Origin of the sequence: Micromonospora sp. WMMA1363, from assembly GCF_030345795.1 — a bacterium.
Taxonomy (GTDB): Bacteria; Actinomycetota; Actinomycetes; order Mycobacteriales; family Micromonosporaceae; genus Micromonospora.
On record NZ_JAUALB010000001.1, the window covers coordinates 5298275 to 5324690 of the forward strand.

29 protein-coding genes and 1 pseudogene are annotated in these 26416 nt (G+C 71.2%); 17 read left to right on the forward strand and 13 right to left on the reverse strand.

Annotation, left to right across the window (positions count from 1 at the left end):
• The first annotated feature begins 8 nt into the window (after positions 1–8).
• Positions 9–581: a RodZ family helix-turn-helix domain-containing protein gene (locus QTQ03_RS24720; protein ID WP_289280132.1), complete on the forward strand. Its 573-nt coding sequence runs from the start codon at positions 9–11 to the stop codon at positions 579–581.
• Between the two features lie 228 nt (positions 582–809).
• Here QTQ03_RS24720 and QTQ03_RS24725 read toward each other — a convergent pair whose 3' ends face one another.
• A complete protein-coding gene (locus tag QTQ03_RS24725; RefSeq protein ID WP_289280133.1) occupies positions 810–1811 on the reverse strand; it encodes a 2-hydroxyacid dehydrogenase in 1002 nt (333 codons plus the stop codon).
• Between the two features lie 291 nt (positions 1812–2102).
• Here QTQ03_RS24725 and QTQ03_RS24730 point away from each other — a divergent pair, with 291 nt between their 5' ends.
• The gene (locus QTQ03_RS24730; protein WP_289280134.1) at positions 2103–3071 is read left to right on the forward strand and encodes an aldo/keto reductase; all 969 of its coding nucleotides are present in this window, start codon (positions 2103–2105) and stop codon (positions 3069–3071) included.
• Between the two features lie 151 nt (positions 3072–3222).
• On the opposite strand, the gene QTQ03_RS24735 is transcribed toward QTQ03_RS24730, so the two are convergent.
• Positions 3223–3678, reverse strand: coding sequence for a GNAT family N-acetyltransferase (locus tag QTQ03_RS24735; RefSeq protein ID WP_289280975.1), 456 nt, complete (start codon positions 3676–3678; stop codon positions 3223–3225).
• Between the two features lie 112 nt (positions 3679–3790).
• Here QTQ03_RS24735 and QTQ03_RS24740 point away from each other — a divergent pair, with 112 nt between their 5' ends.
• The 3 genes and pseudogenes from QTQ03_RS24740 to QTQ03_RS24750 all read left to right on the forward strand — a co-directional run bounded on the left by QTQ03_RS24740 (position 3791) and on the right by QTQ03_RS24750 (position 5419).
• Positions 3791–4393: a TetR/AcrR family transcriptional regulator gene (locus QTQ03_RS24740; protein WP_289280135.1), complete on the forward strand. Its 603-nt coding sequence runs from the start codon at positions 3791–3793 to the stop codon at positions 4391–4393.
• A 63-nt stretch (positions 4394–4456) separates the two neighbouring features.
• Positions 4457–4819, forward strand: a pseudogene (locus tag QTQ03_RS24745) (magnesium chelatase); the annotation flags it as partial.
• A 132-nt stretch (positions 4820–4951) separates the two neighbouring features.
• Complete coding sequence (locus tag QTQ03_RS24750) at positions 4952–5419, forward strand: hypothetical protein (protein ID WP_289280136.1); 468 nt, start codon at positions 4952–4954, stop codon at positions 5417–5419.
• Between the two features lie 216 nt (positions 5420–5635).
• On the opposite strand, the gene QTQ03_RS24755 is transcribed toward QTQ03_RS24750, so the two are convergent.
• Positions 5636–6352, reverse strand: a complete 717-nt coding sequence (locus QTQ03_RS24755; protein WP_289280137.1) for an RICIN domain-containing protein — start codon at positions 6350–6352, stop codon at positions 5636–5638.
• 220 nt (positions 6353–6572) lie between these two features.
• Between QTQ03_RS24755 and QTQ03_RS24760 the strand changes: the two genes are divergently transcribed.
• The 6 genes from QTQ03_RS24760 to QTQ03_RS24785 all read left to right on the forward strand — a co-directional run bounded on the left by QTQ03_RS24760 (position 6573) and on the right by QTQ03_RS24785 (position 12639).
• Positions 6573–7955 (forward strand): FAD-binding oxidoreductase, encoded by a 1383-nt coding sequence (locus QTQ03_RS24760; protein WP_289280138.1) that lies wholly within the window; start codon positions 6573–6575, stop codon positions 7953–7955.
• Complete coding sequence (locus tag QTQ03_RS24765; RefSeq protein ID WP_289280139.1) at positions 7952–9295, forward strand: class I SAM-dependent methyltransferase; 1344 nt, start codon at positions 7952–7954, stop codon at positions 9293–9295. Before QTQ03_RS24760 ends, QTQ03_RS24765 begins: the two co-directional genes overlap by 4 nt.
• Positions 9296–9970: 675 nt before the next feature.
• Positions 9971–10243, forward strand: coding sequence for a hypothetical protein (locus QTQ03_RS24770; RefSeq protein ID WP_289280140.1), 273 nt, complete (start codon positions 9971–9973; stop codon positions 10241–10243).
• Complete coding sequence (locus QTQ03_RS24775; RefSeq protein WP_289280141.1) at positions 10213–11001, forward strand: CHRD domain-containing protein; 789 nt, start codon at positions 10213–10215, stop codon at positions 10999–11001. Before QTQ03_RS24770 ends, QTQ03_RS24775 begins: the two co-directional genes overlap by 31 nt.
• 377 nt (positions 11002–11378) lie before the next feature.
• Complete coding sequence (locus QTQ03_RS24780; RefSeq protein ID WP_289280142.1) at positions 11379–12137, forward strand: MerR family transcriptional regulator; 759 nt, start codon at positions 11379–11381, stop codon at positions 12135–12137.
• A 217-nt stretch (positions 12138–12354) separates the two neighbouring features.
• On the forward strand, positions 12355–12639 hold the full coding sequence (locus QTQ03_RS24785) for a putative quinol monooxygenase (protein ID WP_289280976.1): 285 nt from the start codon (positions 12355–12357) through the stop codon (positions 12637–12639).
• Between the two features lie 28 nt (positions 12640–12667).
• Here the strand turns inward: QTQ03_RS24785 and QTQ03_RS24790 are convergent, their stop codons facing one another.
• A complete protein-coding gene (locus tag QTQ03_RS24790) occupies positions 12668–14215 on the reverse strand; it encodes a gluconokinase (protein WP_289280143.1) in 1548 nt (515 codons plus the stop codon).
• Between the two features lie 252 nt (positions 14216–14467).
• Here QTQ03_RS24790 and QTQ03_RS24795 point away from each other — a divergent pair, with 252 nt between their 5' ends.
• Positions 14468–15622, forward strand: a complete 1155-nt coding sequence (locus QTQ03_RS24795; protein ID WP_289280144.1) for a hypothetical protein — start codon at positions 14468–14470, stop codon at positions 15620–15622.
• A gap of 197 nt (positions 15623–15819) precedes the next feature.
• Here the strand turns inward: QTQ03_RS24795 and QTQ03_RS24800 are convergent, their stop codons facing one another.
• The 3 genes from QTQ03_RS24800 to QTQ03_RS24810 form a co-directional block, all read right to left on the reverse strand.
• Positions 15820–16188 carry a VOC family protein gene (locus QTQ03_RS24800; RefSeq protein ID WP_289280145.1) on the reverse strand — a complete coding sequence of 123 codons (369 nt, stop codon included), beginning with the start codon at positions 16186–16188 and terminating at the stop codon, positions 15820–15822.
• Positions 16189–16603: 415 nt separating this feature from the next.
• On the reverse strand, positions 16604–17098 hold the full coding sequence (locus QTQ03_RS24805) for a flavoprotein (RefSeq protein WP_289280146.1): 495 nt from the start codon (positions 17096–17098) through the stop codon (positions 16604–16606).
• Positions 17095–18342: a helix-turn-helix transcriptional regulator gene (locus QTQ03_RS24810; RefSeq protein WP_289280147.1), complete on the reverse strand. Its 1248-nt coding sequence runs from the start codon at positions 18340–18342 to the stop codon at positions 17095–17097. Before QTQ03_RS24810 ends, QTQ03_RS24805 begins: the two co-directional genes overlap by 4 nt.
• A 230-nt stretch (positions 18343–18572) precedes the next feature.
• On the opposite strand from QTQ03_RS24810, the gene QTQ03_RS24815 reads away from it, so the two are divergent.
• The 4 genes from QTQ03_RS24815 to QTQ03_RS24830 all read left to right on the forward strand — a co-directional run bounded on the left by QTQ03_RS24815 (position 18573) and on the right by QTQ03_RS24830 (position 21847).
• On the forward strand, positions 18573–18827 hold the full coding sequence (locus QTQ03_RS24815; RefSeq protein ID WP_289280148.1) for a hypothetical protein: 255 nt from the start codon (positions 18573–18575) through the stop codon (positions 18825–18827).
• Complete coding sequence (locus QTQ03_RS24820) at positions 18824–19120, forward strand: DivIVA domain-containing protein (protein WP_289280149.1); 297 nt, start codon at positions 18824–18826, stop codon at positions 19118–19120. The genes QTQ03_RS24815 and QTQ03_RS24820 overlap by 4 nt, the downstream gene beginning before the upstream one ends.
• The gene (locus QTQ03_RS24825) at positions 19117–19404 is read left to right on the forward strand and encodes a hypothetical protein (RefSeq protein ID WP_289280150.1); all 288 of its coding nucleotides are present in this window, start codon (positions 19117–19119) and stop codon (positions 19402–19404) included. Before QTQ03_RS24820 ends, QTQ03_RS24825 begins: the two co-directional genes overlap by 4 nt.
• Positions 19405–19465: 61 nt before the next feature.
• The gene (locus tag QTQ03_RS24830; protein ID WP_289280151.1) at positions 19466–21847 is read left to right on the forward strand and encodes an acylase; all 2382 of its coding nucleotides are present in this window, start codon (positions 19466–19468) and stop codon (positions 21845–21847) included.
• A 42-nt stretch (positions 21848–21889) separates the two neighbouring features.
• Here the strand turns inward: QTQ03_RS24830 and QTQ03_RS24835 are convergent, their stop codons facing one another.
• The 6 genes from QTQ03_RS24835 to QTQ03_RS24860 form a co-directional block, all read right to left on the reverse strand.
• Positions 21890–22258 carry a DUF4180 domain-containing protein gene (locus QTQ03_RS24835; protein ID WP_289280977.1) on the reverse strand — a complete coding sequence of 123 codons (369 nt, stop codon included), beginning with the start codon at positions 22256–22258 and terminating at the stop codon, positions 21890–21892.
• A 13-nt stretch (positions 22259–22271) separates the two neighbouring features.
• Positions 22272–22700: a helix-turn-helix domain-containing protein gene (locus QTQ03_RS24840; protein ID WP_289280152.1), complete on the reverse strand. Its 429-nt coding sequence runs from the start codon at positions 22698–22700 to the stop codon at positions 22272–22274.
• Positions 22701–22821: 121 nt separating this feature from the next.
• Positions 22822–23679: an ABC transporter permease gene (locus tag QTQ03_RS24845; protein WP_289280153.1), complete on the reverse strand. Its 858-nt coding sequence runs from the start codon at positions 23677–23679 to the stop codon at positions 22822–22824.
• Positions 23676–24689 carry an ATP-binding cassette domain-containing protein gene (locus QTQ03_RS24850; RefSeq protein WP_289280154.1) on the reverse strand — a complete coding sequence of 338 codons (1014 nt, stop codon included), beginning with the start codon at positions 24687–24689 and terminating at the stop codon, positions 23676–23678. Before QTQ03_RS24850 ends, QTQ03_RS24845 begins: the two co-directional genes overlap by 4 nt.
• Entirely contained in the window at positions 24686–24874 is a 189-nt protein-coding gene (locus tag QTQ03_RS24855; protein ID WP_289280155.1) for a hypothetical protein, read from the reverse strand. The genes QTQ03_RS24850 and QTQ03_RS24855 overlap by 4 nt, the downstream gene beginning before the upstream one ends.
• A 219-nt stretch (positions 24875–25093) precedes the next feature.
• Entirely contained in the window at positions 25094–25630 is a 537-nt protein-coding gene (locus QTQ03_RS24860; protein ID WP_289280156.1) for a DUF1697 domain-containing protein, read from the reverse strand.
• Between the two features lie 115 nt (positions 25631–25745).
• Here QTQ03_RS24860 and QTQ03_RS24865 point away from each other — a divergent pair, with 115 nt between their 5' ends.
• The gene (locus tag QTQ03_RS24865) at positions 25746–26261 is read left to right on the forward strand and encodes an ArsR/SmtB family transcription factor (RefSeq protein ID WP_289280157.1); all 516 of its coding nucleotides are present in this window, start codon (positions 25746–25748) and stop codon (positions 26259–26261) included.
• The last annotated feature ends 155 nt before the right edge of the window (positions 26262–26416 follow it).

The window sequence follows — 26416 nt, forward strand, 5'->3', positions numbered from 1 at the left end:
ATATGTCGATGTACGTCGATGAGAGGCGGCCGATGTCCTCGAAGTCTCTTATGGTCGGCGCGGGTGCTGTGGTGGCGATCCTGGTCAGCGGCGTGATCGTGGGCTATGCCCTGCTGGGTGGCGACTCCGAGCCGGTCGCGCCTGCGGTGGCCGGTAGCGCGACACCACTGACGGCCGAGCCGGCGGTCAGCGGCACGCCGCCGCAGGTGGCCGACCCAACGACGAGCAGGACGGTCCCCGCGGCGGCGCCAACCCGCACCAGTACGTCCCAGGTGGCAGTGCCCGCTCCCAGCGACCCGGCCCCGGTAGCCGACGCGCCGGCCTTGGACGTCGAGGTGCTGATGGCGTCCGCCGGCTGTGCCGGGGGGCTGCTCGATCCGAAGTCGTACTCCCGTGATGTGGGTCGATGCACGCTGTCTGGCCATGAGGTGACAGTGGCCGTGTTCGACGACAACGATCGGCGGGACCACTGGGCGGCGTACATCAAGGATGTGGGCGGCACGGTGGTGACCGGTGACGGCTGGGCGGTAGCCGGCATCGGTGCTGCGGGACCGGAGGCGTTCGCGGCAGCCGTCCGCTAGTGCTGGGTTGCCACCCGGGCGCGCCCTCCCCTACCCGCACAGCCACCCGTCCCACCGCGAACTGGCGGTGGCGGTACGAACCCGAACTGTCCGGCGGGGCCCAGTCCGACCGGGCCGACGTGGGGTGCGCCGGCGTCCTCGCACCGACCCCGCGGCCGTCGGGCCTGGCGTGGCCGCGTCGACGGGAAGGGTGCCGGCAGGCCCTTCGTCGCATGGCGAGGGCGGTGGTCAGCAGACCCGCGGTGGGCCGGTGACGGCGTCCGGGCCGGCGCGTTCGATCGCGGTCAGCTGCGCGACAGTGGTGCCGGCGATGTTGTGCAGCGCCTCCTCCGTGAAGAACGCCTGGTGTCCGGTGACCAGCACGTTCGGGAAGGTGTTCAGCCGGGAGAACTCGTCGTCGCCGAGGACGTGGTCGGAGAGGTCCTCGAAGAACAGGTCCGTCTCCTCCTCGTAGACGTCGAGGCCCAGGTAGCCGATGTGACCGCGCTTCAACCCGCCGATCACGGCGTGGGTGTCCACCAGCGCGCCCCGGCTTGTGTTGATCAGCATCACCCCCTCGCGCATCTGCGCGATCCGTTCGGAGTCGATCAAATGATGGGTGTCCGGTGTCAGCGGGCAGTGCAGGGTGACCACGTGCGCTTCGGCGAGCAGTTCCTTGAGCGGGACGTACTCGATCCCGAGAGCGCGGGCCTCGTCGCTTGGGTACGGGTCGGCTGCCAGCACCCGGCAGCCGAAGCCGGTGAGGATCCGGGCCACGCACATGCCGATCTTTCCGGTGCCGACGATACCGACGGTGCGGCCGTGCAGGTCGAAACCGAGCAGTCCGGTGAGGGCGAAGTTGTGCTCCCGCACCCGGTTGTACGCGCGGTGAATCTTGCGGTTGAGAGCGAGTATCAGCCCGACGGTGTGTTCGGCGACCGCGTGGGGGGAGTACTCGGGAACCCGGACCACGGTCAGACCCAGCTGGCGCGCGGCGGCCACGTCGACGTGGTTGAAGCCGGCCGAGCGCAGGGCCACCACCCGGACCCCGACGTCTGCCAGTGCCGTCAGCGTCGGTGCGCCGAGGTCATCGTTGACGAATGCGCACACCGCCTCCGCCCCGGCGGCCAGGCGCGCGGTCTGCGGTAGGAGTCGAGACTCCAGGAACGTCAGCTCGTGGCCGGCCGCTTCGTTCGCGGTAGAGAGAAAATCCCGGTCGTAGGGCTTCGTGCTGAACACCGCCACCCGCATGAGGTCACCTCCGTGCCCGACGTTACGGGCCGACGACGGTGTCCTGGCAGGGTCCACCGACCCCCCGTCGGCATGGCCTTCGGCCGTCCCGGCCCGTCCGACGCCGTCCTACGGTCTGACTCGCGTCGAGCTGTTCGCCGCCTGTGCCCGTGCCAGGCGGTGGGGAGGTGGACGCCATGCCGGTACAGCGCCTACCAGTTCCCGGGGGCCGAAGGGGTAGGAGTGTCCGGTCGGGGTGTGCCGCCGTCGCCTTGGGGCTGACGGTGGACTCGGCCCGGTAGTTTCGAAGACATGCGTTATGTGCCGCTCGACACCCCGAAGCCCCTGTCCGTCATCGGTCTCGGCACCTGGCAGTTCGGGTCCCGGGAGTGGGGCTACGGCCCCGACTACGAGCGCCAGGCGGCGCAGATCGTCCGGCGCGCCGTAGATCTCGGCGTCACCCTGTTCGACACCGCCGAGATGTACGGGTTTGGCCGCAGCGAGCGGATCCTCGGCGCCGCGCTCGGCGACGACCGGGCGAAGGTGGTGGTGGCCAGCAAGATTTACCCGATTTTCCCGGTGGCGCCGGTGGTGGAGCAGCGGGCGGTCGCCTCGGCGGCCCGGCTGGGCGTCACCAGCATCGGCCTCTACCAGGTGCACCAGCCCAACCCGCTGGTCGCCGACCGCACGACGATGCGCGGCATGCGGGCGTTGCAGGACGTCGGACTGGTCGGCGAGGTCGGGGTGAGCAATTACAGCCTGCGCCGCTGGCAGCTGGCCGAGGCCGCGTTGGGCCGCCGGGTGCTGAGTAACCAGGTGCGGTACAGCATGGTCGATCGCCGGCCCGAGGACGACCTGCTCCCGTACGCGCGGCAGGCCGGTCGGCTGGTCATCGCGTACAGCCCGCTCGCGCAGGGCTTCCTCTCCGGGCGGTACGACGCGACGAACCCGCCGGGCGGGGCGGCGCGTCGGGCCAACCCGTACTTCCTGCCGGAGAACCTGGAGCGTGGCGCCGCGCTGATCGAAACGCTGCGGCAGGTGGCCGACGCGCACGACGCCACGCCGAGCCAGATCGCGCTCGCGTACCTGTTACGCCACCCGAACGTGGTGGCGATCCCCGGGGCGTCGGGCGTGGAGCAGCTGGAGCGCAACGTGGCCGCCGCCGAGATCGAGTTGGCCGACGACGAGGACGCCGCTCTGGCCGCCGCCGCCCGCGCGTTCCGCCCGATTACCGGTGTGGCCGCTCTGCCGCGGCTGCTTCGGGCGCGGGCTGGGCGCTGATCGCCGTCGCCGGGCGGCGACCATGGATCGGCGCGCTCCCGCGCGTCGACCCCGATGAACTGGAACATGGCGGCCGGGCCGTTTCTGGTGCGGCCGGTAGGCCGGTAGCCGGTGGCAGCCGCGGCGTGGGCGTCAGGAGGTAGGTAGGGCGTCAGGACAGGTCGCGGGCGTAGCAGACGGAGAGCGGCTCGCCCCGGTACGGGCCGAAGTTGTCGATCCGGCGGTATCCTTCCCGCTGGTAGAAGCGCATCGCCTCCGGCTGGGCGGTGCCGGTCTCCAGCACCAGGGTGCGTACACCCGCGCTGCGGGCCGCATTCTCCAGGGCGCGCAGGATGGCGGTCGCCACGCCGGTGCCGCGGGCGGGCGGCTCGACGTACATCCGCTTGATCTCCGCCTCCCGGTCGCGAAGGAACCGCAGGCCGCCGCAGCCCAGCGCGGTCCCGGACGCGTCGCGGGCGACCAGGAAAACACTGACTGTCTCACCGTTCGGCGGCTCGCCCGGCTCGTGGTCGTCGTTGCCGTAGCGGGCGTCCAGCTCGGCGCGTTGCGCGGCGCGCAGCCGGCTGGCGTCGGCCGACTCCCACGGTTCCTGTTCCACCGAGATGATCTGGTTCATGCTGCCCACCGAGATGATCTGGTTCATGCTGCCTCAATTCCGTAACAGGCGTTACCGTAACGGATGTTACGCTACCGGATGAGCGGTGGCGAGGGGAGGCGCGGTGGGGCGACGGCGGGACCTGGCCGGCCAGCAGGAGCAGCTCTCGGCGGCAACCTGGTCGGTGCTCGCCGAGCACGGCTTGGCCGGCCTCACCCTGCGGGCGGTCGCCGAACGCGCTGGCTGCACCACCGGCATGCTGCTGCACACCTTCGTCGACAAGCGTGCCCTGCTTGCACACGCCCGCGAGCTGCTGCATCAGCGCACCGGGGAGCGGGCCGACGCCGCCGCCTCGGCGTCCGCTGATCCAATCGAGGCGTTGCGGGCGGTGCTCCTCCAGGCGGCGTCCATCACCGAGGAGAAGCGGGAGGAGGCCCGGGTGTGGATCGGCTTCCTGGCCGCCGCGCTGGCCGATCCGGTGCTGGCCGAGCTGCACCGGCGCTACAACCGCTCCTTCGTGGACCGGATCGGGCGGCTGGTCGCCGCCGCCTGTCCGGACCGGGCCCCGGCCGCCTGTGCCGCAACCGCCACAACCCTGGTCGCACTCGTCGAGGGGCTCAACACCCTCGCCGCCGTCGACCCGGGGACGTACAGCGACGAGGCGCAGCAGTCGGCCGTCGACGCGGCCCTCGCGCCGGTGGTGCCGGTCCGGCTGAACCGTCGGTGAACCCCGTGTTGAAGCCGGTTGTCGCGCCGGTCGCCGGCGGGCCGCCGAGATAGCGTTGGCCGGGTGACTGCGCCTTCCCCGGTTACCCCGGTCCCGCCCGCCGACCTGCCCGGCACGCTCGGCGAGCTGCGTGCGGCGGGCCACCGGTACCGTACCGTCAAGCAGGAACTCCGAGACAACCTCCTGGCTCGGCTGCGCGCCGGCGCCGACCGGTTCCCCGGCATCGTCGGATACGACGAGACCGTGCTGCCCGAGGTCGAGCGGGCGGTGCTCGCCGGCCACGACATGGTGCTGCTCGGCGAGCGGGGCCAGGGCAAGACCCGGCTGATCCGGTCGTTGGCCGGGCTCCTCGACGAATGGACGCCGGTGATCGCCGAATCGGTGCTCAACGAGCATCCGCTGCACCCGATCACGCCGGCCGCCCGGTGGTGGAACTTTCCGGCGGCATCAGGTCAGGCCGGCGTGCCGGGGCCGACCCCGTATCCAGAACGCCGTTGGCCACCGGCCGGCGTACGGAGTCCGGCCCGCCGGGCCGCTGATCGCGGCTAGCCTGAGCCGGTGGAGGTGGACAGGCTACGGCGGACGTACGAGGAACTGCTCGCCGTGATCGACGCCGGCGGCTTCGGGCCGCCGCCGGAGGGACAGCTCGGGGCGGAGCAGACCGTCGCCCATCTCGTCACCAACGACGAGCTGATGATCGAGGCGACCGAGGCGGTCATCGCCGGATCGCCGTACGCGTACTACGACCTGGAGACGGTGCACCGGCCCGAGGTCGATTCGCTGGTCGCCGAGTACGGCGGCCTGGCCGGCCTGGCTGCCCTGTTGCGTGCCACCAGTCAAGAGCTGGTCACCCTGGTGGACGGGCTCGGTCCGGCCGCCGAGACGCCCGTGGACACCCACCTGCGCGAGGGCTACGACCTCAACGTCGACGAGCCGCTGCCCTGGGGTCGTGTGCTCGACCTGCACGCCCGCGTCCATCTCCCGAGGCACCTGGCCCACCTCCGCACCCTGCGCCCCCATACCTGACCCGCCCCGGGAAGCCCCGCGATCGTGCGCTTTCCGCCGGACGGAACGGGCCGGGAGGGGCGAACTGCCACCCGGACGTGCAAGATCGGCGGGGCGGGTGGGAGTTCCGTGCCGCGGCCACGCTTCGTTCGCCGCTACCCCGACGAGGGTGCCGGTGCTACCCGTGCCGATCGTCGCGCCGGCCCGGCGGGCGTGGCGCTACCGGGGACTGACCGGTCAACCGAGCCGCCACTGCTGCTCGGGGACGCCCGCGCAGGTGGTCTGCCGGATGTCGGTGCCGGCCTCGGTGCCGCCGTCGTCGGGCCGCGCGCACCGGCCGCTGTGCAGCGCCGCGAGCAGCACCGCCCCGCCACCGGTCGGCACGAGTCGCCACTGCTGGTTGGCCTCGCCGTGGCATGGGTACTGTTGGAGTTTCGCCCCATCGTCGCCGTTGTTGCCCTCGACGTCGAGGCACATCCCGTACGCCTCGTTGGTCAACGTCACCAGGCCCGCGCCGACCGGGTTGGCGACCCACCGCTGCTCGGGGCCGCCGGTGCAGTCGGCGAGCTTCGCGACCGCCTTCTCTTCGCTGCCGTCCACACCGAGGCAGTGACCGGACGCCACGGTGCGGAACACCGTGGGGCCGGTGAGCGACACGGGCGGGGTGGTCGGGGCGGCGCTCGGAGTGGGGGACGGGGACGCCGGGCCGGTGGGGGCGGGTTCGCTCGGTGCAGGGGTGGAGGCGGTGACCGACGGGGTATCCGCGGCCACCGGCAGCGCGGGCGGATCCCCGCCGCCACCGAGCACACCGGCGGCGAAGAAGGCCCCGAGTAGGAGCCCGACCACGCCCACGAGAGCCGCCGCCCGCATCAGCGGGTCGCGCGGGAGCCCGGGACGGGTGGCCTGGCGGCGGTAGATCGTGCCGGTCGGGTCGGGACCTTCGGGGACGGACATACCGGCATCCTGACCCACTGCCCGGGTCCCCGGCCAGCCCGCCGGACCAAGGCGTGACTCAGTCGACGACCCGGACGGGCTTGCAGGGCGCCGCCCGGTCGCAGATCATCTTCGCCTCGAGCTCCGGGTCCGCCGCCCGTTGCCGTGCGGAGCCGGCGGACGCGAAGTGGCCATCGTGGACGTCCCACCGTGGTGGGCGCCGACAGCGTAAGGTGATCTCATGTATGCCGTGCGTGATCATGACCAGGCGGTGGCCCGTCTCCGGCGGTCGTACGCGGCCGTGCCCCCGGGGGAGCCGGTCCGGCTGGCCAAACGCACCACCAACCTGTTTCGCCCGCGCAGCGTGCCCCGGGCCCCGGGGTTGGACGTGAGTGGGCTCGGCAGGGTCCTGCACGTCGACCCGGCCGCCCGCACCGCCGACGTGCAGGGCATGTGCACCTACGAGGATTTGGTCGACGCCACCCTTCCGCAGGGGCTGATGCCGCTGGTCGTGCCGCAGCTACGCACGATCACGCTGGGCGGGGCGGTCACCGGCCTCGGCATCGAGTCCACCTCGTTCCACAACGGGCTGCCGCACGAGTCGGTGACCGAGCTGGACGTGCTGACCGGGGCGGGTGAGATCGTCACGGCCCGTCCGGAGGGGGAGCACGCCGACCTGTTCGCCGCGTTTCCCAACTCGCTGGGCAGCCTCGGGTACGCGACCCGGTTGCGCATCGAGCTGCAACCGGTCGGCCCGGAGGTGGCCCTGCGCAACGTGCGGTTCAGCCGGCTGGAGGAGTTGGCCGACGCGGTCGCGGAGGTGATCGCCACCCGGTCCTGGGCGGGCGAGCCGGTGAACGCGATGGACGGGGTGATGTTCAGCCCCGGCGAGGCGTACCTGGTACTCGCCAGGTTCGCCGACGACACCGGGCCGGTCAGCGACTACACCGGCCAGAACATCTACTATCGGTCGCTGCGCCGGCGCACCCGCGACGCCCTGACGGCGTACGACTATCTGTGGCGCTGGGACACCGACTGGTTCTGGTGTTCCGCGGCATTCGGGGTGCAGCACCCGGTGGTGCGGCGGATCTGGCCGGCGCGCTGGCGGCGTAGCGATGTCTATCACCGGCTGGTCCGCCTGGAGCACCGGCACCAGGTGGCCGCGCGGATCGACCGGTGGCGCGGCCAGCCGGCGCGCGAGCGGGTGGTGCAGGACGTGGAGATCCCGCTGAGCCGCACCGCCGAGTTCCTGCGCTGGTTCGCCCGGACGGTGGGGATGACCCCGGTCTGGCTCTGCCCGCTGCGGCTGCGGGAGCCGTCCGGCCGTGGGTCGGCGCGGGCCTGGCCGCTGTACCCGCTGCGGCCGGGGCAGGACTACGTGAACATCGGTTTCTGGGGGAGCGTGCCGGTCGCTCCGGGCGCCGTCGACGGCGACGTGAACCGGGCGGTCGAGCGCGAGGTGTCGGAGCTCGGCGGGCACAAGTCGCTCTACTCCGACGCCTACTACGACCGGGCGGTGTTCGACCGGCTCTACGGCGGCGACACCTGGCGGGCCGTCAAGGACCGCTACGACCCGGATCACCGGCTCACCGGACTGTACGAAAAGGCGGTAGCACGAGCATGAGCCTCATCGATCGAGATCAGGGAGCGGCGAGCGTTCCGGCGACACCGTCGGCGGGGAGCCGGCGTCCGGGTCCGACCGTGGCCGACATCATCCGCGCGATGACCACCGGGCCGCTGCCGGTTCGGGTCACCGGGTACGACGGCAGTGCCGTCGGCCCGGCCGACGCCGGCATCACTCTCGCCATCCGCTCCGAACGCGGCCTGTCGTACCTGCTGACGGCGCCGGGTGACCTGGGCATGGCGCGGGCGTACGTGAGCGGCGACCTCGGCCTGGAGGGGGTGCACCCGGGCGATCCGTACGAGGCGTTGCGGGTGGTCAAGGACCAGGTGCGGCTGCGCGTCCCGCCGGTGGCCGAGGCACTGCACCTGGTGCGCGGGCTCGGCTGGGAGCGGCTGCTGCCGCCACCGCCCCCGCCGCAGGAGGCGCTGCCCCGATGGAAGCGAGTCCTGAGCGGGCTGCGGCACTCCCGCTCCCGGGACAGCAGTGTGATCTCGCACCACTACGACGTGTCGAACGCCTTCTACGAGAAGGTGCTCGGGGAGTCCATGACATACACCTGCGCGGTGTTCCGGTCCCCGGACGACACGCTGGAGGTGGCGCAGGCGGCCAAGTACGACCTGGTCGCGCAGAAGCTCGCGCTCAAGTCCGGGATACGGCTGCTCGACGTGGGCTGCGGCTGGGGTGGCATGGTCCGGCACGCCTCCCGGGAGTACGGCGTCAAGGCGCTCGGGGTGACCCTGTCGCGGGCGCAGGCGCAGTGGGCGCAGGACGCGATCGAACGTGAGGGGCTGACCGGCCTGGCGGAGGTGCGCCATCTGGACTACCGGGACGCGCCACGCGAGCAGTTCGACGCGGTCTCCTCGATCGGGCTGACCGAGCACATCGGGGTGCGCAACTACCCGGCGTACTTCGGTTTTCTGCGTAACCGGCTGCGGCCCGACGGGCGATTGCTGAACCACTGCATCACCCGCGTGGACAACCGGGCGCCACACCGCTCGGGAGTGTTCATCGACCGGTACGTCTTCCCCGACGGTGAGCTGTGCGGTCCCGGCCGGGTGATCTCGGAGATCCACGACGTGGGGCTGGAGATACACCACGAGGAGAACCTGCGGCGGCACTACGCGCTGACCCTCGCCGCCTGGTGCCGCAACCTGCGGGCTAACTGGGACTTCTGCGTCTCGGAGGTGGGTGCCGGTACCGCCCGGGTGTGGGGCCTGTACATGGCCGGCTCCCGGATGGCGTTCGAAGGTAACAGCATCCAGCTGCACCAGGTGCTCGCGACCCGGACCGGCCCGGCCGGCGATACGAGCTACCCACTGCGTCCCGACTGGTTGCCCTGACCACTGCCATCCGAAGGCCGCGCCGCTGGTTGGCGCAGCCTTCGTCGCTACTGACAGTGAACGCACGGTGCGGGGTGTCGGAGCCGGAGGAAGCGGCCGGCTGAGCGTCCCTACGCATGCGCGGAAGGCAAACCAGGCTCGTCCCGCTCGCTGCTCCTCCCGGGGGCGTCAGCCTCGCTCTCGTCGTTGCGGGTGGTGGCCGCTGCTTGTGCGGCGGGTCACCGGGGTCGTCCGGGTTTCGACCCGGTCAGCCGCGGGCGGCGTCCGGGTTTCGCATCCGGGGGTCCAGGATGCGTGGGATCGTCGCCCCAGTCGGACCTGTCCGAAGAATCCCCTGATGGCTGGTTTACGAAGAACCTCACCTTCGCGTCGTGAATGTGTGACTATCTCACCAAAGGTGCTGTTTCGGCCGAGTGCTGTAGTTCATCACACTTCAGTTCGCGGTTGACCGGCGCCCCACCGTCGGCGTCCTCATTGGATAGACGGTGCTCTGTGGATGAGTCTGGCCAGGCATGACCTAGTGAGGAGCAGTAGTGATGATGGGACGTACCCGACTGTGGGCAGTTGCGCTGGTGGCCGGCGCAGCAGTCGTTTCCACCGCCGCCGCAGGGAGCGCGGCCATGGGCTACGAGGAGGGCGACCTCCCCGGCTCCCGTGAGTGGAGTGACTCCCGGGGTGAGCCGCGTGATCCCGGTGGCCCGGGTCGCCCGGGTGGCCCTGGTGATCTCGGTGGCCCGGGTCGCCCGGGTGGCCCTGGTGATCTCGGTGGCCCGGGTCGCCCGGGTGGCCCTGGTGATCTCGGTGGCCCGGGTCGCCCGGGTGGCCCTGGTGATCTCGGTGGCCCGGGTCGCCCGGGTCGCCCGGGTGGCCCCGGTGACCCTGGTGACTCGCGGGCTGAGCGGTTCAAGGTTCAGGCGATGCTCGACGGTTACCAGGCGAACCCGCTGACGCTCTCGACGTCGGGCAGCGGTCGGTTCGAGGCGCAGGTCGACGAGGGAAAGAAGGAGATCACGTATCGGCTCAGCTACGCGGACCTTGAGGGGAAGGTCCAGCAAGTGCACATCCACTTCGGGAGCGAGCACCAGAGCGGAGGGATCATCGCCTTCCTCTGCTCGGGTCCGAAGGGCGCGGAGGGTGGTGCGCCGAAGGGCGGTCGGGAGTGCCCGGAGACCTCTGCCACGTTCGAGGGAACGATCAGGCCCGGCGACGTCGTCGGCCCGGAGGGGCAGGGCATCAAGCCCGGCGAGTTCGACGAGGTGGTCGATGCGGTCAGGGCCGGCGTCACGTACGTCGACGTGAAGACCGACAAGTACCAGGTCGGCGAGATCCGTGGCCAGATCCTGACCGACGAGGAGACGGACCGCGAGGGCCGTGGCGAGGTGGGCCTGGGCGAGTTGGGCCGTCCTGAGGGCCGTGGCGAGGTGGGCCTGGGCGAGTTGGGCCGTCCTGAGGGCCGTGGCGAGGTGGGCCTGGGCGAGTTGGGCCGTCCTGAGGGCCGTGGCGAGGTGGGCCTGGGCGAGTTGGGCCGTCCTGAGGGCCGTGGCGAGGTGGGCCTGGGCGAGTTGGGCCGTCCTGAGGGCCGTGGCGAGGTGGGCCTGGGCGAGTTGGGCCGTCCTGAGGGCCGTGGCGAGGTGGGCCTGGGCGAGGACCTAGGGGCCCGGGACGGGCGCGATCGCGACTGGGGCGCCGGGCAAGGCGCACGGTAGCTTCCTGTCTGCTCCGTCCGATGCCCCAGGCATAGCTGAGACCCGTGGGCGAACCGGATCCGAAGGGTGTCCCCTCGACGTCAGTCGAGGGGACACCCTTCGCCCTGCACCGGCAGGGCCGGCGCGGCTCCGCGTCGGCCGGGGCCGGTCGGCTCGCCGATTCCGGCTTCACCGCGGGGGCTACGGACCGTGCTCTGGACGAGGACGTGCGTGATGGTGCTCGCTGTGTCGGGCTGCTCCGCCCGTGCGCCGCACCGTTGCGCTGCCGAGCTGTTGACGGGGAACCCTCTTACAGGGGCGTCAGGAAAGGGCATTCCTTGCGTTTGACCCTCACGTAACGGGAGGCGGAATCCTGGATCGCGGAAGGGAGGGAAACCATGGCCTACACGGTGGGACAGGTGGCGAAGGCGGCCGGCGTGACCGTCCGGACGCTGCACCACTACGACGAGATCAACCTGCTGTCGCCGAGTGGCCGCAGTAGCGCCGGCTATCGGCGCTACGACGACGCGGACCTGGAGCGGTTGCAGTTGATCCGCTACTACCGGGAGTTGGGTTTCCCGTTGGAGGAGATCGCCGTGATCCTGGACGACCCGGCGAGCGACCCGGCTGAGCACCTGCGCCGGCAGCACGAGCTGTTGACCGCGCGGATCGGGAAGCTCCAGGACATGGTCGCGGCGATCGAGTTCGCGATGGAGGCACGGAAGATGGACATCCCGCTGACGCCGGAAGAGCGGTTCGAGGTCTTCGGCGACGTCGACCCGGACGTGTACGCCGAGGAGGCGGAGCAGCGGTGGGGCGGCACCGAGGCGTATCGCGAGTCGGCCCGGCGCACCGCCGGCTACTCCAAGGACGACTGGCTGCGCAACAAGGCAGAAAACGACGACTGGAGCCGCCGGCTGGTCGAGGTGATGGCGTCCGGCGCGTCCGCGGACAGCCCGGCGGCGATGAAGCTGGCCGAGGAACACCGGCAGATCATCAGCCGATGGTTCTACGACTGCTCGTACGAGCTGCACACCTGCCTGGCCGACATGTACGTCGGGGACCCGCGGTTCACCGAGTACTACGAGAAGATCCGGCCGGGTACGGCGGAGTATCTCGCCGAGGCCATCCACGCCAACGCGATCAGCCGGGCGTGACGTACCGTGGCCCGGGCGATGCGCCCGTCCGGGCTGCGGCCGGCCGTCGGTCGCCGCCGCCGTCGGTGTTCCTCAGCCCGTGCGGTGGGGTCTTGCTTCCGGCGGAAGCCGGAGGCCGTAGCTCCAGGCGATCGACGTCCGTGGAAGGCTGTGGCGGGTGTCGGTGGTCTGTGGGACGGTGCTCGGCAGGATTGTCTACCAAGCGGAGGTTCGACACGTGTTCATCGTCGCCGGAAGCCTGTACGTCGACCCGGAAGACCGGGACGACTACCTCGCCGGATGCGTGGAGGTGGTGACCGTGGCCCGCGCCACTCCCGGCTGCGTCGACTTCGCGATCAGCCCGGACCTGGTCGAGCCCGGCAGGGTCAACGTCTACGAGCGCTGGGAGTCCGAGGAGGAACTGCTCGCCTTCCGAAGCTCCGGTCCGACCGAGGAGCAGCAGGTGGCGATCCGCGGCGCGGAGGTCCACCGTTACATGATCTCCAGCGTCGAGGCTCCGTGACGGGCTTCGGCCAGCCGGCCCGCGATCGTCAGGCGGGTGGTGGCGCTGGTGCTCGCTCCGGTGGCAGGCCCGGAGCGAGCCGGCGCAGCGATTGGTAGGTCGGGACGAGCGCCTCGTACAGCCCGGAGAAGAGCGGCAGCAGCGACGCGTACGTGGCGGCGGCAGCCGGATCGGGGTACGCCGTCTGCTCGATCTCGACCAGGTCGGCTGCGACGTCGATGGAAGCGACCAGCTCGATCGCTTCCATGCCGAGCAGGGCGGCGCCGAAGCCGGATCCCTCGTGGCCAGCCGGGAAGTGCACCGGCGTGCCGAGCACATCGGCGAGCATCTGTCGCCACAGCGGACTGCGGGCGAAGCCGCCGCTGGCCCGGATCTCGCGGACCTCGTTGCCGGCGGCCCGGATCGATGCGAGTACCAGGGCGAGCTGCTGGCAGACCCCCTCCAGCGCGGCCCGGACCAGGTGCGCGCGGCGGTGCCGGTGGGTCAACCCCACGTACGCGCCGCTGGGCAGGGCAGACCAGTGCGGGGCCCGCTCGTTGAGCAGGTACGGCAGCATGAGCAGACCCCCGGAGCCGACCGGTGCCTGTTCCGCGTGCGCGAGCAGCTTCTCCTTGGCGTCGGGACCGAGATCGGGGGCGAGTGCGTCGCCGGTCCAGCTGAGGACGACGCCGCCGTTGTTGATGGCACCACCGACCGCCCAGCGCTGCTCGGTGAGCGCGTAGCAGAACACCCCGCCGAGCGGGTCGATGCTGGGCCGCTCGACCATCACCCGCATCGCCCCGCTGGTGCCGATCGAGCATGCGGCCACACCCGGGGCGACCGCGCCCAGCCCCAGGTTCGCCAGCGGCCCGTCCCCGGCTCCGACCACGACGGGCGTGTCCCGGGGTAGCCCGGTCGCCGTGGCGGTCCAGGGGTTCAAACCCGGCAGCACCCGTGTGGTTGGGACCAGCTCCGGCAGCTGCTGGTCGGTGATCCCGGCGATGCTCAGCGCCTCGGAGTCCCAGGACAGCGTGTGGATGTCGAGTAGGCCGGTCGCCGAGGCGAGCGAGTGGTCGGTGACCAGCGTGTCGCAGAACCGCAGCAGCAACCAGTCCTTGATGCCCACCCAGTACGCGATCCGGGCGAAGAGCTTCGGGTCCTGCTCGGCGTGCCAGAGAAGTTTCGGCAGCGGTGCCATCGGGTGGATCGGGGTTCCTGTGCGCCGGTGCAGCGCCAGCCCGCCCGGCCCCGCCCGCAACCGCTCCGCCTGCGGGCTGGCCCGCGCGTCGGCCCAGGTGACCGACGGGGTGAGCGGCTCGCCGGCGGCGTCGAGCCCGATCAAGCTGTGCATCGCGCTGCTGAACGACAGCGCGGCGACCGGCCGGTCCAGATCGGCCACCGTGCGCCGGATTGCCTCGACGGCAGCGGCGTGGATGCGTCGCGGGTCCTGCTCGGCGTATCCCGGCTGGACCTCGTCGAGTGGGTAGCCGGCCGAGTGGTGGACGAGCTCGTGGCCGCTGGTGTCGTACGCGATGGCCTTCGTGCTGGTGGTGCCCACGTCGACGCCGACCACGACGCTCGGGAGCGTGCCGGTCATGGATTCCACCCCCTCGCTCCGCGAGCGTCACACGTCGCTGACGTTACCCACCATGAGCCGGGCGGTAGGGGGAAACCGAGCGGTGACTGTGACACGCCCGAGAACATGAATCGGTTTGGCGAAACCACCCTATCGTCCAGGTTGCTCCACTGATTGGGCAATTTGCACCTCGCAACCCGTCCCCGTGCAGGCCGGACCGGAGTTGTCAGATGTGACACCCCGGTTGGTGGCCTACGCGGCGGAGGAGTCGGCGTGGCAATGACTGATTCGACGGGTTCGACCTGGCGGTACCGCTGGGCACAGCGGCAGAACGAACAGCGGCGGCGGGTGTTCCGCGACGCCGACGAGGCATGGCGACGGCGTGACGAGGAACTTCGCCGCCTGCGTACCCTCGCCGCCGAACTCGAGGGCTCGGCCGACGCGGGCGCCGGCCTTCCTCTGGAACTCGCTCCCGGCGAGGTGGTCTTCTGGGTGCTGCCCGCCGCTCAGCTGGTCGAGGTGCGGCACAGCGGGGTGCTGCCCGCGCCCGACCTAACGGTCACCCCGCAGCGCGCGGCGCTGCGCAACCGGCGACCCGACGGCCTCCGGGTCGCCGGCGCCGGAATGGCGGTGATCACCAACCGCCGGCTGGCGCTGCTCGGCGGGCGCGGCCGCCGCGACTGGACGTACGCGAAGATGACCGGCCTGGCGCACGACGCGTCCGCGCCGGTCACGCTGATCCAGGTGCTCGACCGGCGTCGCGCCTCCGGGCTGCTGCTCCCGGTCGACGTGGCGGCCGACTTCCGGTTCAAGCTGACGTTGGCCTTCGCCGACGCGATCGAGCAGCGCAGCTTCGTGATCGCCCAGCTCGACGAGGCGATCGCCGAACACGCCCAGCTCAAGCCTTTCAGGCCGGCTATCGCCACGCCCGCTCAGGCGCGGCTGAGCGGCTTCGTGCCCGGCGGCCGGCGCACCGTCGCCGTCGCCGCCGGCATCGCGCTGCTGGTGCCGGTGGCGCTGCTGGAGTCCGACCCGTCCGACCCGACCCGCTCGGAGGTCGCGGTCGCCGCGACGCCCGCACCTACCGCGATTTCGATCGAAGCCACCCCGACCGAAGCCGTCCCGACGGAGACCGTCTCGGCCGAGGCCGTCGCGTCACCGACATCGCGCCGCGCGTCCCGGTCGCCCGCGACTCCGTCCGGCGGCCTCTGCGGGGCGCCGGCCAACCCGATGGGGTACGGCTTCTGCGACGGCAGCCGGATCCGTGAGCCGGCCGCCGACGTGTGCGACTGGTTCGACTGCGTGCCCGGTTTCTGGGCCGGCCGCGGCTACCTGGTGCAGTGCAGGAACGGCTCGGTCAGCCTCGCCGGCGGCAGTCCCCGGGCGTGCGGGGCGCACGGCGGCGTCCGCCGCGCGTTCCGGCGCTGACGTCGCGCGGATGGCCGCAGGCGGACTCCACCGCACCGCCCGTGACCCGTTGCCGAGCGACGTGGGTCGGTGCGGGGGCCGGCCAACCAACGGCTACCACCGCTGTCATGGCTTTCGCGGCGGGGGCCCACCCGGCGGTCACTCCGTCATCGATCAGGGCTCGCCGTGCCGAGGAGCGCCCGGCCCGCGGCGGGCAGTCACTCCGGGTGGTGGCAGACCGCTTCGACGTTGTTGCCGTCCGGGTCGCGGACGAACGCACCGAAGTAGGTCGCGTGGTACTCCGGCCAGAGCCTAGGGGCGTGCAGCACCTCGGCGCCGGCCGCCACCGCGGCGTCGTGGAACGCCTGCACGGCAGCCCGGTCCGGCGCGGTGAACGCGACGTGCGACTCGACGCCCCCGGCCGCACCGCCCAGCGGGCTGAGCCAGAAGCTGGGGGAGCTGCTGCCGTACCCGACCGCCTCCGGGAACTCCATCAGGCGGCGGGCACCGAGCGGGGCCAGGACGGCGTCGTAGAAGGCGAGACTGGCGGGCAGGTCACGCACCTGGATGCCAAGGTGGTCGAGCATCGAAGCCTCCTCGTGGGCGCTCCGGCCGCCGGGTGGACAGGGCCCGACCGGACGGGGCTGATCGTCGGATGGGCACAAGCTACGACCGGGGTACGACACGTTTCGCTGCGGCCAGCCGGTGGCACCTTCTCCACCCGTCTCACCTTCGTACCGGCCCGAGCAATGACGTCTCCTGGCTGTATGACGCGTTGGCCGCCCAGGCCGACAACTGTTCATGCGCGTGGATCGCTGCGTCGCAGAGCGAATCAGCGCCCATCTGGGAGTCCGCTCTGCGGAACTCTTCGGCGAGGGTTGAGGCGTAATGTACCTGATCCACGCCGATGGTCACGGGTGCGGCGGCCCACGAAGTGGGCAGTTCGATACGGCCATTGGTTTGGAGGCCTGCCAGCGCTGACTATACTTCCGCCGCACGGCGTCAACCAGAGCCTCGGAGCCGGGTGACGACCCCGTGCCAGTCGAGTTCTGCGGGTAGCGCTGCCACGATGACACCCGCGTCTTGCAGCAGCCGCAGGTGCGGGTCGTAACTCGGGTGGGCAGCCAACTGATCCTTGACGTTCGGGAACGCGTAGAGCGGCACGCCTGCACCGAGCGCCTCATTGAGGATGCCGAGCGCGAGTGTGTCGTTGATCCCCTGAGCCCACTTGTTGATCACATTGAATGTGGCAGGTACGACGGCGACGGCCGTGGCCGGCGGATGCGGCTCCGGCTCACCGGGTTTCCGCCAGTCCACTCGGACGGGGTAGCTGGTCTGCTCGGCAAGTGCCTCCCGGTCGATCCAGGTCGCGGCGGTCGGCGTCGCGGTGAGACAGACGGTCCAGCCGTCCGCCAGTAGCAGGTCGATAAGGTCACCGATCCGCAGCACCGGAGGTGCGGCACAGACGAGCAGGGCAAGCACACGCGGTTGGTTCATGCCAGCAGACCGGCCCGCCCTGCGAGTGGCCGCAGCCCTGGTGTTGCCGTCCCTCGCTGCCTCGCCAGCAGGTCGAGCAGGAGCGTGCGGGCCTGCACGTTCGCGTGGACCACCTCGGCGGCGACCCGCTCGGCTTCGAGTAGGTGCAGCACCGGAATCGAGCTGTCGCCGGAGGACATCAGCGCTGCCGCCGCCAGGTCGACGTGCACTTGCGCCCTTCGGCCGACCAGCATCATCGGCAGTCGCGACGTGTCGAGCCGTGTCCCGATCTGTATGGCCTGGTCCGCGTTGCCGGCGCGAACGGCGGCGGACACCGCGTGGATGACGACGTTCGTCGGACCAAAGCCGGTCCAGAGCCGGTTACGGTCAGCGCCCAACGTTGTCGCCAGGCCTTCGGCCCGGGTCAGGAACTGGCTTGCCTGCTTCTGGTTGCCCTGCCGGGCCGCCATGACGGCAGCCAGAAGCAGCAGCGCGCCCTGAGCCGATAGAAGGTCGGGATCGGTGACCGGACGGGCCGAAGTCAAGCGGTCGAGGCTGCCGACCGCTACCTGCTCCGCCTCAGCTGCCCTTCCTGGTTGCCGCATGAGCCCGCAGGCTGCCTGGCATGCGGCAACCGCAGCCAGCGCCGGATCGTCCGCGAGACGGGCGGCGGTGGACGCGCGGTCAGCAGTCAGCAGAGCCGCATCACCATCACCCACCTTGGCCGCGAGCTTTGATGCGGCGATATAGGCGGCGGCGAGCAGTCGAAAGGCGCTGCTGCGGTGGATGCCGGGGGCACTGCTGGTCAGGGCCGTTGCCTGGCCGAGCACGTCTGGCAGCAGGTCAGCGGCGCACGTGTATCTCGCGCTCTGGTAGAGACCGTGCACTCTGCCTACAGATCGCCGGATCTCGACAAGCGACTGTGCCGGCCGAGTAGGCTCTATCAGATAGCTGGCGAGAAAGGTCCGGAGGCGGTCCAAGAGATCCGGCCGGGCTGAGGCGGAGCCGGGATGACGCGTAATGTTATTCATGGCCCGCCCGCGATGCGCTACCACCGACACGTCAACGAGCATGTTGTCGAGTTGTTCGAGCGAAACTTTCAATGCGGAGGCGATTCGGGCTCGATGCCAAGGATGCGGGTCTGTGTCGGCATTCTCCCAGCGCACCACAGTCGACCGCTCCACGCCGAGGAGGTCAGCCAGACGCTCCTGGCTGTATCCGAGCGCCTTGCGCCGCTGGCAGAGCCGGTGTCGCTTCAAGGCCACGGCTGAGCTCCCTCCACTTCGCTGCCACTGTAATAGCACTCCGTCGATCGGCTGTACGTAGACGCTACATTTCTGCATCAGACAGGCCCCTCCGACGCTGTGGTTTCTGACCAGCTCCGCCCCGATGCTGGGTACGTCGTTTCGGGCGGGTTAGCGCTCCTGCCGTGTCGACCCGAGCGACGGCGGCCGTTTCCGTCGGCCCTGGCGTCGCCTGAACTCATTGGAGGGACATGGATTCGATCGACGAGGTCATGGGTGAGCTGCCGCTGCCGCCGTACGTGACCGCCGAGGACGTCGGGTTCGCCGTCAGGGCGTTGACCGTGCACGCCGCCGAGCCGTGGCCGGACGGCCCACGCTGCCGCAACGACCACGCGCCGCACCCCTGCCGGCTGCACCGGTGGGGCCGACGCGTCCTCGACCAACGCGGCCTCACCGACCGGCAGGTCCAACAGCTGATCACCGAGCACCAGGCGCCGCACCGATGATCTACCTGACCGGGCAACGCCCACACCCGCACCACGTCCGCGCCGCCACCTTCGACACCCGCTGGCGCGGCCTCGACCCCACCCAGGTCCACGACTACCTACACCGCGTCGCCGACGAACTCGACCGCCTACACCGCGACCTCACCACCGCGAACACCGAATCCGAACGCATCCGCCAGGCCCTACGCCAATGGCAGACCCGCCACACCCACTGCCACCACCACCCCACCAACGCACCTGATGCGACAGGCACCGGCACACCCGGCACGGCCAACAGCAGGTGGCCGCGATGACCACACCGCGCTGGATCATCCACCTACCCACCACACTGACCAGCCTCGACGAAACCACCACACTGGCCACGGCACTACGCGACTCACTCGGGCACCTCACCGTCATCGACTTCGGCGAGACCACCCTCAGCGAGGAAGACCACCAGTTCCTCCGCACCCGCGTCTGGTGCGACACCCGAACCGACGACGGACAACGCTGCCACCACCCCAACGACCACGACGGACCGTGCGGATCCCTCCGGGCGAACCCCGATGAGACTCGTGGCGATCAATGGGCGACCTGAGTAACTTTCATCACTAGCGTCGGTTGGGTGTGGACAGTCGACACCTCGGAGAGGACGTCGCATGAAGAAAACTGGTCGAAGGCCCAGCCGGCTTGCCGCCGCCACCACCGCCGTCGGACTGGTCGCCGCCGGTCTCACCGTCGCCGGCGGCACCGCCGTAGCCCACGGCCACGGCTACTCCGCCCTGATCCAGCGCGCATCGTACGGCGTACCGCACATCACCGGCCGCGACTTCGCCAGCCTCGGCTTCGGCGTCGGCTACGCGCAGGCCGAAGACAACGTCTGCCTGATCGCCGAGCGGATGGTGACCGTCCGCGCCGAACGGTCCCGCTGGTTCGGCGCGGAAACCGGCAACGTCGGCAGCGACCTCTTCCACCAGAAGGCCATCGACGACCGGGCCGCGGAGCGGCTGCTCGACGGACCCCGCGACGGTATCCGGGCACCCTCCACAGAGGTACGCGACCAGGTACGCGGCTTCGTCGCCGGCTACAACCGGTACCTCCGGGGCACAAAGAAGATCACCGACCCGGCCTGCGCCGGGAAGGATTGGGTACGCCCGATCACCGAGCTGGACATGTGGCGGGCGAGCTGGGCTCGGATGGTCCGGGCCAGTTCCGGCGCACTCGCCGACGGCATCGTCGCCGCCGCGCCACCCACCGCCGGCGGGATCGGCGCGCCACCCGTCGCCGGCGGGATCGGCGTGCCGGCGAGCGCCCCGCAGGCGGAGGCGGTCGTCGCCGCCCGGGACGGTGCGCCGGCCGGAGTGGGCAGCAACGCGTACGGACTGGGGCGGGACGGCACCGCCAGCGGTGCAGGCATGCTGCTGGCGAACCCGCACTTCCCGTGGGACGGTGCCGAACGCTTCTACCGGATGCACCTCAAGGTGCCCGGCCGGTACGACGTCGAGGGTGCGGCGCTGGTCGGCGACCCACTCGTCGAGATCGGCCACAACGGCCGGATCGCCTGGAGCCACACCGTCTCCACCGCCCGCCGGTTCGCCTGGCACCGGCTGGCCCTGGTGCCCGGCGACCCCACCAGCTATCTCTACGACGGCCAGCCCCGCGAGATGACCGCCCGCACGGTCACCGTCCAGACCCCCGCCGGCCCGGTCAGCCGGACCCTCTACGACACCCACTTCGGCCCGGTCGTCGTGGTGCCGGGCCGTTTCGACTGGACCGCCACCTCCGCGTACGCGATCACCGACGCCAACGCCACCAACAACCGCGCGCTCGACGGCTGGCTCGCCATGGGGCGCGCCAGGTCGGTGGGCGAGCTGCGGGCGGTGCTGAACCAGCGGCAGTTCCTGCCCTGGGTCAACGTCATCGCCGCTGACCGCGACGGCCGGGCCCTCTACGCCGACCACTCCGTCGTGCCCCGGGTGACCGACTCCCTTGCCGCAGCCTGCATCCCGGACTCCTTCCAGCCCCTGTACGCGAGCAGCGGCCAGGCCGTCCTCGACGGGTCCCGCTCATCGTGCGAGCTGGGCCGGGACCCGGACGCCGCGGTGCCGGGCATCCTCGGCCCGGCCAACCTGCCCACTCTGGTTCGCGGCGACTACGTGACCAACTCCAACGACAGCTACTGGCTGGCCAACCCGGCGCAACGGCTGGAGGGCTACCCGCGCATCGTCGGCGACGAGCGGACCCGGCGCAGCCTGCGGACCCGGCTCGGCGTGCAGCAGGTACGGCAGCGCCTCGCCGGCACCGACGGGCTCCCCGGGAAGCGCTTCACCACCGGCAAGCTGTGGGACGTGACGCTCGGCAACCGGGCGTACGGTGGCGAGCTGGTCCGCGACGGCCTGGTCCGGGTCTGTGAGGCGCGGTCGGCGGCGACCGCCTCCGACGGCACCACCGTCGACCTGACCGCCGCCTGCGCCGCGCTGCGCGGCTGGGACCTGCGGGTCGACCTGGGCAGCCGGGGCGCGCACCTGTTCACCGAGTTCGCCCTGGCCGGCGGGCTGCGCTTCGCCGACCCGTTCGACCCGGCGGCCCCGCTCGGCACGCCCAGCCGGCTCGCCGTCGACGACCCGAGAGTACGTACCGCCCTCGCCGACGCGGTCGGCAAGCTGGCCGGCATCCCGCTCGACGCCCGCCTCGGCGACCTGCAGACCGAGCCGCGCGGTGCCGAGCGTATCCCGATCCACGGCGGCCGTGCCGAGGCGGGCGTCTTCAACATGATCATCGGTGGGTTCGAGTCCGGCGTCGGCTATCCGAAGGTCCGGCACGGCACGTCGTTCCTGATGGCCGTCGAGTTGGGCCGCACCGGGCCGACGGGCCGGCAGATCCTGACCTACTCGCAGTCGGCCAACCCGACGTCGCCTTGGTACGCCGACCAGACCAGGCTGTACTCGGGTAAGGGCTGGGACACCATCAAATTCACGCAGAAGCAGCTCCGAGCCGATCCGAATCTGGTCACGTACCGGGTGTGGGAGCGGCGCCGCTGACCAGCGGGCAGGGACGAAGCATGACGCTGACGGTGGGATCGCTCAGGCCGCCCCGCGCAGTCGCTCGTCCAGTGTGTCCAGGTCGGGCACGAACCAGACGTGCCCGCCCCGGTTGGACTCGTGTACCAGGGCGCGCAGGGCGGCCGACTCGGCCAGGTGAGCCGCGATGTCCCCGACGATCGCCAGCCGTAGCCGGTAGTTCACGAACTTCTGCATGATCTCCCCGGCGAATCGGGTGCCCAGCGCGAAGAATCGTGTGTCCAGCCGGCTCGCTGGCACGGCCACCGCCTGTGCGCCGAGGAACGCCGACCCGATCAGGTCGAGCGCGTCCCGCTCGGTGGCGATCACCGGCCCGGCCGGGTCGAGTACCAGCACGGATACGCCGGCCCGCTGCTGGATGTGGTCAGCCACGGCTCGCCGCCCGTCAGTCATGGCCGATCACCCCGTCCAGTACCGAGTCGAGTAGCCGCAGCAGGTCGGCGGTGGCGGTCGGGTCGCCGAGGATCATGAGGGTCATCCGGTTCCGTTCGTCGTCGTGCAGGCTCTGGAGGCGCAGCGGGGGACCGGGGTGGTGGCGGGTGGCCGCCCCGGCCTGCAGGAGCGTGCCGAGCCGGTCGGCGGCGGCCCGGTCGACGCCGTCGACGCGGACGATGCTGGACACCTCGACCGGGCCGGCGGAGCCGGCGGCCGGCTCGGCACCGGTCAGCGCCGCCAGGTCGCGCGCGGCGATCCGGTACTGCTTGCCGATCCGCACCGCCCGCAGCCGCCCCGACCGGATGTAGCCGCGCACCGTGCGTACGTGCAGGCCGAGCCGCTCCGCCACCTGCTCTACCGAGTAGATTTCTTCCGTCATTGTTCCCTAAGCTTAGCCGATGGGGAAGCTTAGAGCATGATGAGGTCGGGTCAGGTTGGTCTTTGTCGTCGACTCAGGTCGGGTCGGCTCTTCCGGGTGGCCAACAGATCGATCGCCATCCTCATCGACGGTTGTAGCGGTGCATGGTCAGCGTGCCGAAGACGATCACGAAGCCGGCGCTCCACAGCAGCAGCCACATCGTGCTCGTCGGGTCCGACGAGCCGGCCATCACCGCCCGGACCGCGGCCACCAGATGCGAGATCGGGTTGACCTTGACGAACGCCTGGAGCCAACCGGGCATCGTGGCCGGCTCGACGAAGACGTTGCTGAGGAAGGTCAGCGGAAACAGCACCACCATGCTGACCCCCATCACGGACTTCTCGCTGCGCAGGGTCAGGCCGAAGAACGTCCAGACCCAGGAGAACGCGAACGAGAACACCACCAGCAGGCCGATCCCGGCCAGCACGCCGAGCGGCCCACCGTCGGGGCGGAAGCCCAGCACCAGCCCGACGCCGAGGATGACCACGGCGGCGAGAACGTAGCGCAGTACGTCGCCGAAGATCATCCCGACCAGGGCGGCCGGTCGCCATACCGGCAGCGTCCGGATGCGGTCGAAGACACCCTTCTCGATGTCGTTGTTGAGCCCGAGCCCCGTGTACATAGTGATCATCACGACGCTGGTCACCATGATGCCCGGCAGGAAGAACTGAAGATAGTCCCGGGGGCTGTCGGCGAGGGCACCGCCGAACAGGTACGTGAACATCAGCACCATGATGATCGGGAACGCCGTCACGTCGAACAACTGCTCGGGGACGTGCTTGATCTTCAGCATGGCCCGCCACCCGAAGGTCAGCGACGCCGCCACCGGGCCCGGCCTCGGCGGTCGTGCCCCGGGCGCGAGGACGGTGGCCAGCGCCTCGGCCGACGGGACGTAGACGGTCGGCGCCCGCCCGGTCGTGGTCGTCGCGGTGTCGCTCATCGGGCTGCCTCCAGCTGCTCGCCCCGCTCGTCGGTCGGGGTCGCGGGGTGGTCGGTCAGGGCCAGGAACACCTCGTCCAGGCTGGGCTGGCCGAGGGAGAAGTCGTCGACGACGATGCCCGCGTGAGCCAGATCCGCCAGGGCGCGGGCGGCCTGCTCGCTGGCGGCCAGGTCGGAGCCCTCGCCACCGACCCGGGCGGTCAGCGCCACCGGGTCCGGCTCCAGCTGCACCGGCACGTCGAGCGCCGCGCGTAGCACCTTCTCGGCGTCGGGTCGCTGCCCGGCGTCGCGTAGTCGCAGGTGGACGGTGCCCGACCCGACCGACGACTTCAACTCGCCCGGGGTGCCCTCCGCGATCACCCGGCCGTGGTCGACCACCGCGATGCGGCTGGCGAGCTGGTCGGCCTCGTCCAGGTATTGCGTGGTGAGCAGCACCGTGGTGCCGTGGGCGACGACCGCCCGGATGATCTCCCATACCTGGTTTCGGCTGCGCGGGTCCAGGCCGGTCGTCGGCTCGTCGAGGAACAGCAGGTCCGGGGTGTTCAGGATGCTCGCCGCGATATCGAGGCGCCGCCGCATGCCGCCGGAGTACTTCTTCACCTGCCGCCCCGCCGCCTCGGTCAGCCCGAACGCGGCGAGCAGGCTCTCCGCCCGCTGTCGGGCGGGCAGCTTGCGCAGGCCGAGCAGGCGGCCCAGGAGCACCAGATTCTCCATCCCGGTCAGATCCTCGTCGACCGAGGCGTACTGACCGGTGAGGCTCACCCGGGACCGGACCGCGTCGGCCTCGCCGACGACGTCGTGGCCGAACACCCGGGCCGTCCCACCGTCGGGGCGCGACAGCGTCGCCAGCACCCGCACGGCGGTGGTCTTGCCCGCCCCGTTGGGACCGAGCAGGCCGTAGACGGTGCCCGCCGGGACCTGCAGGTCGAGGCCGTCGAGCGCCCGGGTTGCCCCGAACGATCTGCGGAGGCCCGCAGCCTCGACCGCGAGGCCGGTGGTGCGCGTACTCATGTCTCTACCTCTCTTGTCCGGGTTGTCAGGAGCTGCACGGGCGGGCCGCGCTGCCGTCCGCAGCGCCAGCCCCACCACGTGAGCTGGTCGAGCAGTACCGCGCCGTCCCGGCGCCGCCGGTCCTCGGCCTGCCGGGCGGGCTCGCCGCGGTACAGGTCGACGCCGACGACGACGCGGACGGTCACGGTGCGCGGCGCGGCGAAGACCCGCGGGGCCGGTCGACCGCGTGCGGAACCAGAAAACCGCAGCAGTACGACAGAAACCGGCGGGCTCGACCTGCCACTGGTCGAAGCGTGGTCGATCGCCTGTTTCAACGACGCCGGGAAGCTGCGGTTGTAGGACGTCGTCTCCGACGTGCTGTGGCGTGACCGACGTCGGCGGACCGCCGCTTGCGGGTGGGGCCGTCACGCCGCCAGCTCAGCCAGCGCGCGCACCGACCGCCAGTTCCGGGTGGTGGCTACAACGCCGAGTCTCTTCTCCAGATGTGCGTTGGTGAACTTCGACCGTCCGTAGCCACCGTCCTGGTAGTGCAGGAACACCTCCCGCCCGGTCACCGTGAACGCCACGGTCTCGCCGGCCGGCGCCGCCAGCCCGGCCACCGCCGAGGCTTCCGGCGCGGTGGCGAGGAAAGCCACGAGCAGCCGGGTCGGGTCGGCCTCCCGGTCGGCGTACGGGTTGCCGCCCGCGATCGTCGTCATCTCGTGTGCGCTGCGGACCAGCACCGGAACGGTGACGTCCAGTTCGTCGGCGAGCGCCCGCTCGATGCCCCGAGCCAGGGCCCCGGGGTCGCGGACCGCGCTGCCGAACACCACGTTGCCGCTTCGCAGGTACGTCCGCACGTCCTTGTGGCCGAGGCCGGTGACCAGCCGGCGCAGATCCGCCATGCCGACGCGGACGCCACCGACGTTGACCCCGCGCAGCAGCGCGACCCAGCGCGTCATCAGTCCACTCCCTCCGCTCCGCGGCGATCCACTCCCGCCGCGCCGCGGCGCAGCCTAGCCCCGGCCGCCGACATCAACCCTTGCACGGTAATACGTAAGTTCGTAGTATCGATGCATGGCGGACGTTGAGCAGCGGTTGGCCGCACTGGAGGTGCAGGTCGCCGCGTTGACCGAGCAGGTCGGCGTGGCGGCGCCGGCTGCCGGCGCACCCGCACCCACACCAGCCGACGGAGCGTTGTGGGCACTCGACGGGCTCAAGCAGCGCCTGCCGGCGGACGGCAGCGGCGCGGTGCTCTACACCGGGACCGTCCACCTCGACGGCCAGCACTACGACTGGCAGGACGGGCTGCTCGTCGACGACGTGCTCACCGCCGACTGGACCGAGCTGGCCGCGACCCTGACCGCCCTGGCCAACCCGGTGCGGCTGCGACTGCTGCGCGAGGTGCTGGGTGGCCGGCACGGCACCAGCGAACTGGCCGAGATCGAAGGGCTGGGCACCACCGGTCAGCTTCACCACCACCTGCGTCAGCTCACCGCTGCCGGCTGGCTGCGCAGCACGGGGCGGGGCCGGCACACCGTGCCCGCCGGACGGGTCGTCCCCCTGCTGGCCATCCTCACCGCCGCCCGCTGACGGTGCAACCAGTCGGCCGACCCGGGCGGCGCTGCCCGCCGAACGACCTGTGCTGTCCCGGTCGCCGAGCCCCGCGCTTGACGCACCCCGCCTCGCCGCTCCACACCCGATCCGTGCCATCGCACCCCTCGCGGTGCTGACTCGTCAGGAGCTCC

Coding starts and splice junctions, on each gene's coding strand:
- QTQ03_RS24720 (WP_289280132.1), top strand. CDS start 9: ATGTACGTCGATGAGAGGCGGCCGATGTCCTCGAAGTCTCTTATGGTC.
- QTQ03_RS24725 (WP_289280133.1), bottom strand. CDS start 1,811: ATGCGGGTGGCGGTGTTCAGCACGAAGCCCTACGACCGGGATTTTCTC.
- QTQ03_RS24730 (WP_289280134.1), top strand. CDS start 2,103: ATGCGTTATGTGCCGCTCGACACCCCGAAGCCCCTGTCCGTCATCGGT.
- QTQ03_RS24755 (WP_289280137.1), bottom strand. CDS start 6,352: ATGTCCGTCCCCGAAGGTCCCGACCCGACCGGCACGATCTACCGCCGC.
- QTQ03_RS24760 (WP_289280138.1), top strand. CDS start 6,573: ATGTATGCCGTGCGTGATCATGACCAGGCGGTGGCCCGTCTCCGGCGG.
- QTQ03_RS24765 (WP_289280139.1), top strand. CDS start 7,952: ATGAGCCTCATCGATCGAGATCAGGGAGCGGCGAGCGTTCCGGCGACA.
- QTQ03_RS24775 (WP_289280141.1), top strand. CDS start 10,213: ATGCTCGACGGTTACCAGGCGAACCCGCTGACGCTCTCGACGTCGGGC.
- QTQ03_RS24780 (WP_289280142.1), top strand. CDS start 11,379: ATGGCCTACACGGTGGGACAGGTGGCGAAGGCGGCCGGCGTGACCGTC.
- QTQ03_RS24790 (WP_289280143.1), bottom strand. CDS start 14,215: ATGACCGGCACGCTCCCGAGCGTCGTGGTCGGCGTCGACGTGGGCACC.
- QTQ03_RS24800 (WP_289280145.1), bottom strand. CDS start 16,188: ATGCTCGACCACCTTGGCATCCAGGTGCGTGACCTGCCCGCCAGTCTC.
- QTQ03_RS24805 (WP_289280146.1), bottom strand. CDS start 17,098: ATGAACCAACCGCGTGTGCTTGCCCTGCTCGTCTGTGCCGCACCTCCG.
- QTQ03_RS24815 (WP_289280148.1), top strand. CDS start 18,573: ATGGATTCGATCGACGAGGTCATGGGTGAGCTGCCGCTGCCGCCGTAC.
- QTQ03_RS24820 (WP_289280149.1), top strand. CDS start 18,824: ATGATCTACCTGACCGGGCAACGCCCACACCCGCACCACGTCCGCGCC.
- QTQ03_RS24825 (WP_289280150.1), top strand. CDS start 19,117: ATGACCACACCGCGCTGGATCATCCACCTACCCACCACACTGACCAGC.
- QTQ03_RS24830 (WP_289280151.1), top strand. CDS start 19,466: ATGAAGAAAACTGGTCGAAGGCCCAGCCGGCTTGCCGCCGCCACCACC.
- QTQ03_RS24840 (WP_289280152.1), bottom strand. CDS start 22,700: ATGACGGAAGAAATCTACTCGGTAGAGCAGGTGGCGGAGCGGCTCGGC.
- QTQ03_RS24845 (WP_289280153.1), bottom strand. CDS start 23,679: ATGAGCGACACCGCGACGACCACGACCGGGCGGGCGCCGACCGTCTAC.
- QTQ03_RS24850 (WP_289280154.1), bottom strand. CDS start 24,689: ATGAGTACGCGCACCACCGGCCTCGCGGTCGAGGCTGCGGGCCTCCGC.
- QTQ03_RS24860 (WP_289280156.1), bottom strand. CDS start 25,630: ATGACGCGCTGGGTCGCGCTGCTGCGCGGGGTCAACGTCGGTGGCGTC.
- QTQ03_RS24865 (WP_289280157.1), top strand. CDS start 25,746: ATGGCGGACGTTGAGCAGCGGTTGGCCGCACTGGAGGTGCAGGTCGCC.